The organism is Arthrobacter sp. Soil_N43, assembly GCF_057655195.1.
Map to the genome: position 1 here is coordinate 1 of NZ_JBDGML010000069.1, position 14431 is coordinate 14431.

Genomic DNA, 14431 nt, shown 5'->3' on the forward strand with positions numbered 1-14431 from the left:
GGCTGGGTCCGCCGCAGGGGAACGGGGCCGGCGAACGGGCTGCCGGCGCTGGGGCTGCCAGCCCGCCGCCCGCCGGTGCAGAGCCGGAGGGCCTGCTGCAACTCGGCGACGACGGGGGATTCACCTACGGAAACGGACGCCCAGTCGGTGGCGGGGCTGCGGCCTCCAGGGCCACGGTGGCAGAGCGCGTCCGGTGGCGGCTGGGGCTTCGGGCAGCCGTCCTGCTCGGCGTTATTTCGCTCGTGGCGGGCGGATGGTTCTGGTGGCGGGTTGCGGCTGCCGTTCCGGATGTGATGCCTTTGAACGCCGTCAGCGAAACAGCCGCGGCTTCCGGCCCGGGCGCGGTGCCCCCGGAAGGCGGGCAGTCGGCAGGCGGGCAGGCGGAAAGCGGGGCGCCGGGGGAGGGCGGTGGAGACGGCGGTCCGGCTGGGGGCGAGGTTGTGGGCACGGGCCTGTCCTCGGGTGCGGTGGTCGTTCACGTCGCCGGAGCGGTCAAGAAAGCCGGGGTAGTCAAAGTCCCCAAGGGGAGCCGCGTCCACGACGCCATCGCAGCCGCCGGAGGCGGAACTGCCGCCGCGGACCTCAACCGGCTCAACCTCGCAGCTGTGCTGGAGGACGGCCAGAAAATCTACATTCCCCGCCACGGTGAGCCGGGGCAGCCGGAGGCGGTGCAGGAGGGGGCGCCTGCTGGTGGAGGGCCGGCAGCTGCGCGGGGGGCCGGGGCCGAAGGCGGGGCCGGGGGTTCAGGTGGCGGGTCCGGCGAATCCGGGAGTACCGGCAAAGTCAATCTGAACACTGCTTCCCTTGAGGAGCTGGGCAGCTTGCCGCGTGTGGGGCCGGTCCTGGCCCAGCGCATCATTGACTGGAGAACCGAGCAGGGGCCTTTCAAGACGGCCGATGAGCTCGACGCCGTGGACGGAGTGGGACCCAAGATGCTGGAAGCCCTGCTTCCGCTCGTGACGGTCTGAGATGGAACGCGGGCAGTCACGGCGAACCAGCGCATGGCACCGCTATGTCGAGGCTGCCGTCAGCGGCACGGCCGGGCAAAACCGGACCAGCACGGCTTTGGCGCCAGCGGCTTCTGCCCAAGCGGCAGCGGCTTCGGCGCCCGGCGGGTCGGGAACGGCGGGCCGTCCTGTATCCGCGCCCCTGCGAGGTATCCGCGGGCTGATCCGGAGCAGGCTCTTTCCTGAGGAACGGGCTGATTCTCTGGCCGATGGGAAACGGCGGCGTGTGGACCTGCGCTTGGTCCCGCCTGCCCTCCTCGTGTGGGCTGCCGCGGGCGCCGGACCCTGGATTAGTCCCGCATGGCTCCTTGGATTGTGCTGCGCCATCGCCGCGGGCGCGGCCTTGTTGGTGGTCATTGTCCTGCGCCGGCACCGGCCAGACGGGCGTGCCGGCCGAAGCTTCCTGCTCACAATCGCGGCCGCGCTGCTGCTGGCCGTCGCCGCCGCGGCGCACTCGGCCGTATCGTCGGCGCAGAAGCATGACGGGCCTGTGGCAGCGGCCATCGCGGCCCGCGCGCCGTGCCTGGCAGAGGTTGAAATCGCGGGTGCCCCGCGCGCTTTGACACCGCAGGGCGGTTCAGACCTGTCATCGCGCTGGGCAGTGGATGCAACCATCACATCGTTGAGCACAGGGGGCCGGCTGCTCCGGGCCGAGGCCTCGGTGGTGATCCTGGGCGGCGCCGACTGGCAGCACGTGGTTCAGGGACAGCAGGTGCGTGCTGCCGGGAACCTCCGTCCTCCCGCACCCGGCCAGGTGGAGGCCGGCATGCTGACTGCGTCCGCGGCTCCCATAGCGCTTGAGCCAGCCAGCGCCTGGACCTCGGGACCGGCTTCGCTGGGACGGCAGTTCTCGGCCGCCGCGGGCTGGCTGGACGCCGATGCCCGGGGGCTGCTGCCCGGCATGGTGACCGGCGACACCAGCGCTCTGGACGAACAATTGGAGATAGCCATGCAGACGGTGGGCCTCACCCACCTGACCGCGGTCAGTGGTGCCAACTGCAGCCTCATTCTCGGAGCCCTGCTGCTGGCGGCCCGCAGCCTGCGGCTCGCAAGGCTGCCGGCGGCCGCGGTGGCCTTGGCCGGCCTGGGGCTCTTTGTCCTGATGGTGGGACCGGATGCCAGCGTCCTGCGGGCCTCGCTGATGGGCGCCATCGCCCTGGCGTCCCTTGCCGGCGGCAGGGCCGGCCGAGGACTGAGCTTCCTGTGCCTGGCCGTCATCGGACTTCTGCTCGTCGACCCGGGGCTCGGCACGAGTTTTGGGTTCCTGCTGTCCGTCCTGGCCACCCTCGGCATCATCGTGCTGGGACGGCGCATCATTGACTGGATTCCCCCTGCAGTGCCGCGCTGGATGGCAGCCGGAGCGGCCGTGCCGTTGTCCGCCCAGCTGCTGTGCGGTCCCGTGATCGTGGTGCTGCAGCCTCAATTCGCCACGTATTCCTTGCTTGCCAACGTCCTGGCAGCTCCGCTCGTTGCCCCGGTCACGATTCTGGGGACCGCTGCCGTACCGCTGGTCCCGCTGCTGCCGTGGCTGGCCACCGCGCTGATCGGAACTGCCGGGCTCTTCGCCGCTGGCGTGGCTGGCGTGGCAAGGTTCATGGCCGGGCTGCCGGGTGCGGCGCCGCCGTGGCCCGAAGGCCCGTTCGGCCTGCTCACCATGGTGCTGTTCTCTGTCCTGAACGTGCTGCTCGTCTGGCTGGCGGCCCGTCCGGCCCTGACCCTGGGGCTGGTTTACGCCGCACACGGCGCCATCGCCCACATGCTGGAGCGGGTCCTGCCTCCGACCGGCCAGCGGCCGGGGTCATTCCGGCTCCGCAGCCCTGCCTCGGGCGGCTTGGTGCAGCGGGTGCAGGGAGATGAAGGCGGCTGGGAAAGTGATCAGGTGAGCAACAAGGCAGCCCTTTACCGGCTTTACCGGCTGCGGAAGTTTCATCATTGAACGCCAGAACTTCATTGTTGCCCCCGATCCGTCAAGCTGCCTGTTGCCGCCACCCTAGCCATCCGGAGAACCCAGCGTCGGATTACCCGGAACCAGCAGACCCAGATGCCAGGCGTCTGCTGCTCTATGGCTTTGCCGGGCGCACCTTCGGAGGGATACCCGTACGGAAGCCGACCGGCCGTATCGACGCTGACTTCCCGGAAACTCCGCCTGCCACTGGGGCCGCTCCGGGAGCCTTCCTCCCGAGCTGGGACAAGCCAGACCGCCCCGCGGAAGGGGTGTTGGATGTATCGATCTTCATCGGGCTGGCTATAGAGGGGCGGCGTTCCGGTACCGGCACGGCCGGGCATGGTCCGAGGCAGAAAGTGCGTCCGTGACTGACATACTCTGACCATGGCTGCCTCCTTCGAATGCACAACACGGACAAATCTGGGCCAAGAGGAACTCTTCGACCTTTTGCCATGAAGACCTACCAAAAGATGAAGAAGCAAGAGGCTGCCGCGGCCCTACAGGAGTTTCTCGATGAGCGGCCGCACGCGCTGGAGCATCTGACCCGATATCTAGCCGAACATTCCGACGGTACTATCAACCTCGACGAGACAGTAGAAAGCCTTACCCCCCTCTGGCGCTGGGTGAAATCCGGGCTCACGGAACGGACGACGGAAACTCCTGGAGCGGAGGCCTCCACCAGCCCCACATGGCTTCGGTACGGTATTGGCACAGAACCGACACTGTCGGCCGACTCAATTGCGATCATAGATGGGGTCATTTCCTACCTGTGCCGGGTCGTGGAGCAGGGAGCCCCCAAAGCCCAGTGGAGGGCCGGATATAACCGAATCAAGTCCTACATGTGGCAGAACCACCCCGTCCTCGCGAACGATAACGAGGAGGTACCCCTTCCTGACCTCGTCCCAGGACTTGCCAGAGGACAGGCCAGCGGGAGGCTCACATCAGACGACGACAAGCTCACTCGCACAGCCGCGGCGGTCATCCGGCGGTTGAACGGTACAGACGAGGAAACAGTCGCTGAGGATGAACCGCTTATCGAAGTCGAGGACCTGGGCGAAGACGAGCTTCGCGGACGGGAGCTTGAGGTCTCTTTGCGTGAGGACATCGCGCACGAATACTCCCGGGAGGTGGACAGGCTGATCAAAACCCTCGTGAAGGAAGAAGGAATTACGGGCGCCTTCCGTGAAGACCGCGAAGTTCTCCTCGTCACCACACCCAGCTGGAACAGGGAACAACTCCAACAATGGGTCACACGTTATATCCAAGACAATTTCCACAGCTCAAAGCGGGGGTGATGCCGGAAACAGTGTCCTCCTGGCACTTGAAGACACCGATTGCAGGGAGCGAGCTACCGGAAGGGCGTATGAGCGAGCCTGGGAAGATGCTGGGGCCGGGTTGATGTCCACGCGCAGGAATCGTCCCGAGCGGACCGTCTTGACTTCCAACTCCCAGCCGGGGGAACCGCGAAACGCTGCACCCGGGCGAGCATGTCGGCAGTAACCCTGTCCTCGGCAGCCCGGACTAAAAACAAGAACCAAGATCAATGCCAGGACCATCTGACCTTCATCGGGACATAATCCGTCCTTGTTCCGCGAGACTGGCCCTGGAGTACTCCTGTCTGGAGGACACGCCGAACGGCTCCGCATTGCTGTCAGTGCCCGGGAGGATGATGGATCTATGACGGCACCAACGGTGGACGCAGCGATCCATGAACTGATGGATCTCGTCTGGAATGTGGTCTACGACCTGCTCGAGGAGCGGGATCTGCTCGGTGACGGGTTCTTCGTCGAGGAGTACACCGGAATCCACTCCTGGCTGGACGGGTCTGTCCGGTACACCGTGGTCCACTCCCGGACTTTGGCTGTCCTGTTCGTAGACACCCGCCCGGTAGACGCCATCGTGTTCCACCACGAACTCCTGGGCGCCGACGACCCGGCGAGCTACTTCACACTTCCTCGGTAGAGGTGCCAGCGTCAGTGCGTACCGGCGGAATACGTGCCACTCCATCGCGGCTGGTCTACGCCGCACATGGCGCCATGGCCCACACGCTGGAGCGGGTCCTGCCTCCGACCGGCCGACGGTCAGGGTCATTCCCCCTCCGCAGCCCTGCCGCGCGCGGCTTGGTGCAGCGGGTGCGCCGTGGCAGGCTTAGAGTCTGCAATACGTACCCCGGGAGGAACCTAGAGTGGCCGCTGCCCAGACTCAACGATCCAGGACGACGGCGACGAATTCGGCCACCTGGCGGGACGTAACGCCAGCCGCCGTCGTGCTTGTCACCGGCCCGGAAGAATACCTCGGCCTCCGGGCCATGGACCGCGTCCGGTCGCAGGTCCGGGCCGCCGCTCCGGACGTAGAGGTCACCCGGCTCAACGCCGGGAGCTATGAGGCCGGGTCGCTGGCGATGAACGTCAGTCCGTCCCTGTTTGGCGAGAGCAAGCTCATCGAGGTCGAAGGCCTCGAATCCATGAACGATGCCTTTCTGGCCGATGCGCTTGGCTATCTGCAGCACCCGGAGCAGGACGCGGTGCTGGTTCTTCGGCATGGAGGCGGCGTCCGGGGCAAGAAGCTGCTGGATGCGGTCAAGGCAGCGGGCTGGCCGGTTGTTGACTGCCAGCCGCTGAAGAAGGACGCAGAAAAGACGGCCTTCGTGGTGGCGGAATTCAAGGCGGCGTCGCGGCGCATCGAGCCGGACGCCGTGCAGGCGCTCGTGAACGCCGTGGGCGCCAGCCTGTCGGAGCTGGCCGCGGCCTGCAGCCAGCTGATCGCGGATGCATCGACGGCTGTGGACGCAGCCATGGTTGACCGCTACTACGGCGGGAGGATCGAGGCCACGGCATTCAAGGTGGCGGATGCCGCCATGGCCGGCAACGCCCCGGTGGCGCTGTCCACCCTCCGCCACGCCCTTGCCACCGGAGCTGACCCCGTGCCGCTGGTGGCGGCGCTGGCCGCGAAGTTGCGGACGGTGGCGAAGGTTGCCGGCGCCCAGGGATCATCGGCGCAGATCGCCAAGCAACTTGGCATGCAGCCGTGGCTGGTGGAACAGGCACAGCGTGATGTCCGGCGGTGGACGCCCGAAGGCCTGGCCCGGTCCATTCAGGTGACGGCCGAAGCCGACGCCCAAGTGAAGGGACTGTCCCGCGATCCTGTCTACGCTGTGGAGCATGCGGTAACCGTCATCGCCACGGCAGCCCGCGGCCGCTAGGGCGGCCATAAGACCAGCCAAGCTTAAAGAGATGTGGCCGGCACCAATGGTGCCGGCCACAAGCATCAGTTCAGTTGAACTGGAAAACCTTAGAGTGCGTTGACCTTCTTGGAGATCGCCGACTTACGGTTTGCAGCGTTGTTCTTGTGAAGAACACCCTTGCTGACAGCCTTGTCCAGCTTACGGCTGGCAGTAACGAGCGCAGTAGCAGCGGCTTCCTTGTCAGTGGACTCAACGGCGGTGTTGACGGCGCGGATGGCAGTCTTCAGCTCGGACTTGACTGCGTTGTTGCGCAGGCGAGCCTTTTCGTTGGTCAGGATGCGCTTCTTCTGGGACTTGATATTTGCCACGTGTGAACTCTCTTTTTAATGCGGAAATGGTCTAGAGGGCTTTCAGGTTGGCCATTGACTGAGCGGCGTGGGGATACCTATGGCGGCCAACCATCAGTGGCCGTCGACCTGCACGGACACACAGCTATGAATAGTAGCAGAATCCGGCCGCACGGCGCGATTTACGCCGGCGCGGCGCGTCCGTGCCTCACTTCCAACCGCGCAGCCGCCTCAGCGCATCTTCCACGAGGAAAAACTGGCTGCGCCCCAGGATGGCACCTTCCCGCCTGATGTCCGCGGGGCGGATCTGCAGAACGCGGTCCAGCTTGGCCTCACTGGGGCGTCCCTGCCGGTCCCAGGGCCCGCTGCAGATATCGACGTAGTCCCGCCGCCCGTGCGGATGCCCGTCGTGGTCCTTGCTGGTCAGCATCAGCCCGAGGAGGTACTTCCCGTGGCTGCCGACCAGCAGGACCGGCCGGTCCTTCCCGCGTGAGTGGTCCTCTTCGTACGGCACCCAGGTCCACACCACCTCGCCAGGATCAGGGCGGCCATCGGGGGAGGGGGCGTATCGCAGGGTCGCCGTGCCGAGGAAGTCGCCGGGATATGGCCCAGACAGGGTTGTCGTGCCGGCCCGGACCGCGGCCGTCCGCGGCGACTTTCCGGAGGGTACCGGCGCCGCTTTCGCGGATCCGTGCTTTGACCCGCCGCTGCCGGGACGCTTGGGGTCAGGGGAGCCTGCGAGGAAGCGCAATGATGCGCGGACGGCATTGCTGATGCTGCGGAAGGTCAGGGCCATGCCGCCAACCATACCGGCGGGCCGTCCGGCCTCCGGGCAACTCCGCAGCTGCGATGCCTGCCGCTTTCATTGCATGGTGGCTTTCAATGTACTGTGGGCGGCCCGAACGTGGGAGACTAGAGGTTCAGATATGCGGCAGCAGCAGGATGGCCCGAGTTCGGCCCGGAATGACGCCGCGGAAATGCCAACAGTAAGGACCCTGCGTGTCTCCCATGGCCCGCACCGCCCCGGTGCCCGCCGCGACAGATCCGGCCATCATTCGGAATTTCTGCATCATCGCGCACATTGACCACGGTAAATCCACCCTGGCCGACCGCATGCTTCAGTACACCGGCGTCGTGCAGTCCCGCGACATGAAGGCCCAGTATCTGGACCGCATGGATATCGAACGAGAACGCGGCATCACCATCAAGTCCCAGGCCGTCCGCATGCCCTGGGACGTCGACGGCGTCAGCTACGCACTGAACATGATCGACACCCCGGGCCACGTGGACTTCACCTACGAGGTGTCCCGGTCCCTGGCCGCCTGCGAAGGCGCAGTGCTCCTGGTGGACGCGGCCCAGGGCATCGAGGCCCAGACCCTCGCCAACCTCTATCTGGCGATGGAAAACAACCTCACGATCATCCCGGTTCTGAACAAGATCGACCTGCCCGCGGCGCAGCCCGAGAAGTACGCGGCGGAACTGGCAAGCCTGATCGGCGGCGACCCCGACGACGTGCTCCGCGTCTCCGGCAAGACCGGCATGGGCGTCGAGGTTCTGTTGGACAAGATCGTCCGCGATCTTCCCGCTCCCGTGGGAGACCCGGATGCCCCCGCCCGTGCCATGATCTTCGACTCCGTCTATGACACGTACCGCGGCGTTGTCACCTACGTCCGCGTGGTGGATGGCATGCTGCACCCCCGGGAGCGCATCCAGATGATGTCCACCCGCGCCACGCACGAGCTCCTGGAAATCGGCGTCAGCTCCCCGGAACCCACGCCGTCCAAGGGCCTCGGCGTCGGCGAAGTCGGCTACCTGATCACCGGTGTGAAGGACGTCCGCCTGTCCAAGGTGGGCGACACCGTCACTAACCTTGCCAAGCCGGCCGCAGATTCTCTCCCCGGCTATGCCGATGCCAAGCCGATGGTCTTCTCCGGCCTGTATCCGCTGGATGGCACGGACTATCCGGTGCTCCGCGATGCCCTGGAGAAGCTGATGCTCAACGACGCCGCGCTTGTGTACGAGCCCGAAACATCCGCCGCGCTGGGATTCGGTTTCCGCGTGGGATTCCTGGGCCTGCTGCACCTTGAGATTACCCGCGAGCGGCTTGAGCGTGAATACAACCTGGACCTGATTTCCACTGCCCCCAACGTGGAATATGAAGTGACACTGGAAGACAAGAAGGTCGTCCACGTCACGAACCCCAGCGAATACCCCAGCGGCAAGATCGCTGAAGTCCGCGAGCCGATGGTGTCCGCCACCATCCTTGCGCCGAACGAGTTCGTCGGTGCCATCATGGAGCTGTGCCAAAGCCGGCGCGGCGTCATGGGCGGCATGGACTACCTCTCGGAGGACCGGGTGGAAATCCGGTACCGTCTGCCGCTGGCCGAGATCGTCTTCGACTTCTTCGACATCCTCAAGTCCAAGACCCGAGGCTACGGATCGCTCGACTGGAAGGCTGACGGCGAGCAGGTGGCCGACCTGGTCAAGGTGGACATCATGCTCCAGGGCGAGCAGGTTGATGCCTTCTCCGCCATCACGCACCGGGACAAGGCCTACGCCTACGGCGTGATGATGACCGGCAAGCTGCGTGAACTCATTCCGCGCCAGCAGTTCGAGGTGCCCATCCAAGCCGCCATCGGATCCCGGATCATCGCCCGCGAGTCCATCCGCGCCATCCGCAAGGACGTTCTCGCCAAGTGCTACGGCGGTGACATCTCCCGGAAGCGCAAACTGCTGGAAAAGCAGAAGGAAGGCAAGAAGCGCATGAAGATGGTGGGCCGCGTCGAGGTCCCGCAGGAAGCCTTCATCGCAGCCCTGACCACCGAAGAGTCCAAGGACAAGGCCAAGAAGTAGTGATGACCGTGGCCGGAACCACCGGAGGCCGCACCCGTGCCTAGCGTTCTTCCCCTGGGCGACCCCGCGCCGTCGGACGGTCTGCTGCCGCAGCAGGCGGCGGACGGTGCGGAGGAGCGGGCCTTCGGGCTGTACGTGCACATCCCGTTCTGCGCGGTGCGCTGCGGCTATTGCGACTTCAACACCTACACCGCCACGGAACTCGGCGGCGGCGCATCCCAGGATGCCTACGCCTCCACGGCCATTTCCGAAGTGGAGTTCGCTGCCCGCGCCCTGGAGCAGTCGGGCCTTCCTGCCCGCAAACTCCGCACCGTGTTCTTCGGCGGCGGGACGCCCACGCTGCTGCCCGCGAAGGATCTGGCCAGGATCCTCCGTGCCGCCATAGACACATGGGGGATCGAACCCGGTGCCGAAGTGACCACGGAGGCCAACCCGGATTCCGTCACTCCGGAGTCCCTGCAGCTGCTCGCCGACGCGGGCTTCACACGCGTCTCCTTCGGCATGCAGTCCGCGGTGCCTCACGTGCTGAAGGTCCTCGACCGCACCCACACTCCGAGCCGCGTACCGCTCGTGGTGCAGTGGGCGCGCGACGCCGGACTCGCCGTCAGCCTGGACCTGATCTACGGCACACCCGGCGAGTCAATCGATGACTGGCGCTTTTCGCTGGAGACCGCACTGTCGTACGGGCCGGACCATATCAGCGCCTACGCGCTGATCATTGAGGACGGCACCAAGCTCGCCGCCCAGATCCGGCGCGGCGAAGTTCCGGAAATTGACGACGACGATCACGCCGACAAATACGAACTCGCCGACCGGATGATCTCCGACGCCGGCCTGCACTGGTACGAGGTCAGCAACTGGTCCGCAACGCCGGAGCAGGCGTGCCGCCACAACCTGGCCTACTGGCGCGGGGATGACTGGTGGGGGATCGGCCCGGGCGCGCATTCGCACGTCGGCGGTGTCCGGTGGTGGAACGTCAAGCACCCCACCGCCTACGCCGGCAGGCTCGGCTCCGGCGTGTCGCCGGCGGCCGGACGCGAGACCCTCGACGCCGAGACCCGCCGTGTGGAACGCGTCATGCTTGAGGCCAGGCTGGCTTCAGGGCTGGCGGTCAGCACACTGTCCTTCGACGGCAGGCACGCTGTGGCCGGGCTTATCGCCGACGGTCTTGTGGTGCCGGCCGACGCCTTCCGCGGCCGGCTGGTCCTCACCCTCAAGGGCCGGCTGCTGGCCGACGCCGTGGTCCGCAGGATCCTGCCGGACTGAAGCTCCAGCCCGCGCCACTGGCGCATGGCTCAAACAACCGTCGCATGGCTTAAAAAACAGCGGCCCCAGAACCGAAGAGGTCTGGGGCCGCCGCCTTGTGCGCTTACTTAATCCAGCGCAGGTTGAACTGGTACCGGTGCGGCTGGCCCCGGTTGACGTGGATGCCGGCGGACACCGCAAAGCACGTCAATGCGATCCAGATCAGCGTGGCAATGACGGCGAAAACATTGCCCACCACCGGGAGGAGCACCAGGAGGTTGGCAAGAACGGCCGCGATGGTGGGAGGCAGCGTGAAGTTGAGGGCTTCCTTGGATTCCTGGGCCGTGAACGGACCCCGCTCCCGGAAAATCAGGTAGATCAGCAGCGCCGGAACGCAGCCGAGGATGCCGCCGAAGTGGGCCAGCGTGGCCCACTGCCGGTCCTCGCTGGCTGTCAGCGGAAGCGCATTGGCAGGCACGCCATGGTACTGGGGCACGTCAGGGCCGGACTGGTGGTCCCTGCGGTCACGAGCGTCTTCTGCCACGGTGAGTCTTCCTTAAGCTTGCGTTGGTGCGTTGGTGCCGGTATTCGCCCCCGGCCGGTAACCCGGACGGCGGCAGCGCGGAAGGCGCCCTTTCAAGAATACTGGGTCGGGCGCGGAATGAATGACGCGCCGCCGAGCCTGCCTCTAACCGTGTGCCTGGCCCAAGCCCTTGGCGTACGCGGCCTGCCCCACGTGCTGGAGGCAATCGGCAATAGTGCTGACCAGCCGCACGCCCAGAGTCACCGGCGGATCCCAGCGGTAGTCGACGACGCGGTCGAAGTCCTCGTCGCCAAGAGATTTCAGGAACTCCACAGTCTGCCGGTGAACAGCGTCGTAGTATGCGCGCAACATCTCCGGCGTGGCATGCACGGCGTCCACCTGGTCGGTCGAATGGCCGTACCCTGTGTCGCGGTCGGGCAGCGGCAGTCCGAAGCGGCCGGCAAACCCCTGTGAGAGCCACACCTGGTCCAGGCCGGCGGCGGCGGCGACCTGCGAGTCCTCTATCCGGCCGAGGTGCCAGATCAGCCAGGCAATTGAGTTTCCGTTGCCCGCGGGCCGGCGGATCAGGGATCCGTCGTCGGTCCCGTCCAGGGTGGCGGCCACGGTGTCATGGATCCGGCCGAAGGCGTCAAGCAGCAATTCGTTGGATTTCATCGGGTCACCTTACTGATCGCCGGCTCGCCCGCCGGTGTGTAACCGCTCACGTGCGCAGCCCACAACGGCGGACAGATCGAGCCCGTAGGTTGGTCCCTCGCCGGAACGGTACTCCTCGAGCCGTGCCGCACCGCGCTCGACGAGCCGGAGCGCGCCAACGCTGTTCCCGCGGGCGGCGTGGGTGAGCCCGACACAGATCTGGGCGAGCCCTTGCCAGAGGTTGCGTTCTTCGGCCGGTCCGGCTTTCCAGCGCGCCTCGAGTACTTCATGGGCGGCGAAGGGCCGGCCCGCGTCCAGCAGGTTCCTGGCCGAGACTAACGTCTGCTCCGGCGGCAGCGGCTCCTCCGGGACCGGCTCGACTCCAACGCTTCCGTACGGCAGCGGCCGGCCAAGCGCGTCACGTGGCCGGGACTGCCGCGGGCGCCGGAAAGCATCCCGGTCCCGGTCGCCGGTCATTGCCGTTTCCGCCCTGAGCGTCTCTGGTACCTGCCCGCGTTCATACACCCCATGCTACGTCCGCCCCTTCGAAGGGACCCGCCAGAATTGTTGATCGGTGCTGCGATGACACGCCCGGCTCGACTAGGGCACGGTGAGGAAGTCGATGACCTCCTCCACCCGCCCCAGCAGGGCAGGTTCGAGATCGGCGTAGGTCCGCACCGCACCCAGGAGCTTCTGCCAGCCCAGGCCGACGTCCTCCTTCGTGGCGTGCGGCCAGCCGAAGGCGGCCAGGATCCCGGTCTTCCAGTCGGTGCCCCTGGGCACCACCGGCCACTGCTCGATCCCCAGGACGGAGGGCCGGATGGCCTGCCAGACATCCACGTAGGGGTGGCCCACGATGAGTACGTTCCCCGCGGCGCCGGGCGACGCCATGACGGCCTCCGCAATGCGTGACTCCTTGGAGTCCGGGACAAGGTGATCCACGAGGACGCCCAGCCTGCGGCCCGGTCCCGGCCGGAAAGCGGCGACCGCCCCGGCCAGGTCGTCGATGCCGTGAAGGGGCTCGACGACGATTCCCTCCACCCGAAGGTCGTCGCCCCAGACCTTCTCCACGAGTTCAGCGTCGTGCTTGCCTTCAACCCAGATCCGGCTGGCCTTGGCCACCTGGGCGCGCTGGCCCTCCACACGGACGGAGCCCGACGCCGTCCGTCCAGCCGGGCCGGAACCTGGCCGTTTGGCGGCCGGAGCCGGCGGCATCAGCCGGATGGGCTGGCCCTCCAGCAGGAACCCGAAGCCAAGCCGGAAGGAACGGGACTTGCCGCGGCGGTCCTCAAGGGCCACCACATGCATCCCGCCGGACTTCTCTACCCGCGTCACCGCCCCCACCCAGCCGGACTGCACGTCCTCCAGCACCATGCCGCGCTCAACCGGCACTTCCGGCAAACTGTTCTTGGCGGGCGCTGCAATCTCCTGCGGGCCCCAGGTCTGGTACTGCATAGTTAAACACCGCTTTGCGCTAGGAGGCTGCCGCCCGGCCGGTAAACAGCCTCCGGCCGGACACGGGCCCGGAATTTCGCCCGGAGCGGTACCAATGCTAACAACGGGCCGTCTCATATTAGACTGGTTAGCACTTAGGGATGTCGAGTGCTAACCATGTGCTGCCTGCCCTTGCCCGCAAAAACAGTTGATCGGAGGTGGATTGTGAGCGAACCACGCAAGCTTGAGGTGCTGCGCGCCATTGTGGAGGACTACGTCCATTCCCGCGAGCCTGTCGGATCCAAGGCGCTGGTCGAGCGCCACCATTTGGGGGTTTCCAGCGCCACCATCCGCAACGACATGGCTGCGCTTGAGGACGAGGGACTCATCACCGCCCCGCACACCAGCGCCGGCAGGATTCCCACCGACAAGGGCTACCGGCTTTTTGTGGACCAGATTTCGGCGGTCAAGCCACTGTCTCCGGCCGAGCGCCGTGCCATCCAGTCACTGCTGGAGGGGTCCGACGATCTCGACGACGTCCTGGAGCGCACGGTCAGGCTCCTGGCGCAGCTGACCAACCAGGTGGCCGTGGTGCAGTACCCGCACCTGAGCCGGGCCGTGGTGCGCCACATTGAATTCGTCCAGTTGGCGCCGCGCAAGGTCCTCATCGTGCTGATCGCCGACTCGGGCAAGGTCGAGCAGCGCGTCGTCGACGTCGGCCAGGAACTCAGCGAAGACACGCTGACCGCGTTGCGGACCAGGTTCCTTGCGGGCGTCGCAGGCACGGCGCTGACCATGCTGCCCCAGTACCTCGCCGCCGTCGTGGCCGGCTGCGCTCCGGCCGAACGGCCGGCTGCCGTCGCCCTCAGCAGGGCCCTCGAGGCCCTCTCGCACAGCAGCAGGGAAGACCGCATGGTCATGGCCGGCACCGCCAATCTCGCACGGTCCAACGTGGACTTCCCGCTCAGCATCGGACCCGTCCTCGAGGCCCTCGAGGAACAGGTGGTCATGCTGCGGCTCCTCAGCGACATGGCACAGGACCCCCGTGGAGTCGCCGTGAGCATTGGCCGGGAGAACCCCTACGACGGGCTCGCCGAGGCGTCGGTGGTTGCCACCGGCTATGGACCCGACGCCACCGCGAAAATCGGCATCCTTGGGCCCACCCGCATGGACTATCCCACCACCATGGCCGCCGTCCGCGCGGTGGCCCGCTACCTTTCGAGGATTCTCGGTCCGTGA

Annotated in this window: 14 protein-coding genes; 8 read left to right on the top strand and 6 right to left on the bottom strand. The window is 66.5% G+C overall.

From position 1 onward, the window contains the following. From AC3A3W_RS06620 to holA, 5 genes are all read left to right on the top strand, one after another. A partial coding sequence (locus tag AC3A3W_RS06620) for a ComEA family DNA-binding protein (RefSeq protein WP_487441308.1) occupies nt 1-968 on the top strand: 968 nt, incomplete at its 5' end. A 265-nt stretch (nt 969-1233) separates the two neighbouring features. Next, on the top strand, nt 1234-2943 hold the full coding sequence (locus tag AC3A3W_RS06625) for a ComEC/Rec2 family competence protein (protein WP_487441310.1): 1710 nt from the start codon (nt 1234-1236) through the stop codon (nt 2941-2943). Between the two features lie 461 nt (nt 2944-3404). Further along, nucleotides 3405-4247 carry a hypothetical protein gene (locus tag AC3A3W_RS06630; protein ID WP_487441312.1) on the top strand — a complete coding sequence of 281 codons (843 nt, stop codon included), beginning with the start codon at nt 3405-3407 and terminating at the stop codon, nt 4245-4247. A gap of 382 nt (nt 4248-4629) precedes the next feature. Further along, the gene (locus AC3A3W_RS06635; protein ID WP_205653892.1) at nt 4630-4914 is read left to right on the top strand and encodes a hypothetical protein; all 285 of its coding nucleotides are present in this window, start codon (nt 4630-4632) and stop codon (nt 4912-4914) included. A gap of 223 nt (nt 4915-5137) precedes the next feature. Then, on the top strand, nt 5138-6154 hold the full coding sequence (gene holA, locus AC3A3W_RS06640) for a DNA polymerase III subunit delta (RefSeq protein ID WP_487441314.1): 1017 nt from the start codon (nt 5138-5140) through the stop codon (nt 6152-6154). Between the two features lie 89 nt (nt 6155-6243). On the opposite strand, the gene rpsT is transcribed toward holA, so the two are convergent. Both rpsT and AC3A3W_RS06650 read right to left on the bottom strand, forming a co-directional pair. Beyond that, nucleotides 6244-6504 (bottom strand): 30S ribosomal protein S20, encoded by a 261-nt coding sequence (rpsT, locus tag AC3A3W_RS06645; protein ID WP_205653890.1) that lies wholly within the window; start codon nt 6502-6504, stop codon nt 6244-6246. 187 nt (nt 6505-6691) lie between these two features. Beyond that, nucleotides 6692-7279, bottom strand: a complete 588-nt coding sequence (locus AC3A3W_RS06650; RefSeq protein ID WP_487441316.1) for a type II toxin-antitoxin system PemK/MazF family toxin — start codon at nt 7277-7279, stop codon at nt 6692-6694. Nucleotides 7280-7482: 203 nt separating this feature from the next. On the opposite strand from AC3A3W_RS06650, the gene lepA reads away from it, so the two are divergent. Together lepA and hemW are read left to right on the top strand one after the other, a co-directional pair. Next, complete coding sequence (gene lepA / locus AC3A3W_RS06655; protein ID WP_309987716.1) at nt 7483-9336, top strand: translation elongation factor 4; 1854 nt, start codon at nt 7483-7485, stop codon at nt 9334-9336. A 36-nt stretch (nt 9337-9372) separates the two neighbouring features. Then, a complete protein-coding gene (hemW, locus tag AC3A3W_RS06660; protein ID WP_487441318.1) occupies nt 9373-10602 on the top strand; it encodes a radical SAM family heme chaperone HemW in 1230 nt (409 codons plus the stop codon). A gap of 103 nt (nt 10603-10705) precedes the next feature. On the opposite strand, the gene AC3A3W_RS06665 is transcribed toward hemW, so the two are convergent. From AC3A3W_RS06665 to AC3A3W_RS06680, 4 genes are all read right to left on the bottom strand, one after another. Beyond that, nucleotides 10706-11125 carry a DUF4870 domain-containing protein gene (locus AC3A3W_RS06665; protein WP_487441320.1) on the bottom strand — a complete coding sequence of 140 codons (420 nt, stop codon included), beginning with the start codon at nt 11123-11125 and terminating at the stop codon, nt 10706-10708. A gap of 144 nt (nt 11126-11269) precedes the next feature. After that, a complete protein-coding gene (locus AC3A3W_RS06670; protein ID WP_487441322.1) occupies nt 11270-11779 on the bottom strand; it encodes a mycothiol transferase in 510 nt (169 codons plus the stop codon). A gap of 9 nt (nt 11780-11788) precedes the next feature. Then, on the bottom strand, nt 11789-12235 hold the full coding sequence (locus AC3A3W_RS06675) for a DUF309 domain-containing protein (protein ID WP_487441323.1): 447 nt from the start codon (nt 12233-12235) through the stop codon (nt 11789-11791). A 123-nt stretch (nt 12236-12358) separates the two neighbouring features. Beyond that, on the bottom strand, nt 12359-13213 hold the full coding sequence (locus AC3A3W_RS06680) for a DUF3097 domain-containing protein (RefSeq protein ID WP_487441325.1): 855 nt from the start codon (nt 13211-13213) through the stop codon (nt 12359-12361). Nucleotides 13214-13417: 204 nt separating this feature from the next. On the opposite strand from AC3A3W_RS06680, the gene hrcA reads away from it, so the two are divergent. Further along, nucleotides 13418-14431 (top strand): heat-inducible transcriptional repressor HrcA, encoded by a 1014-nt coding sequence (gene hrcA / locus AC3A3W_RS06685; RefSeq protein ID WP_487441327.1) that lies wholly within the window; start codon nt 13418-13420, stop codon nt 14429-14431.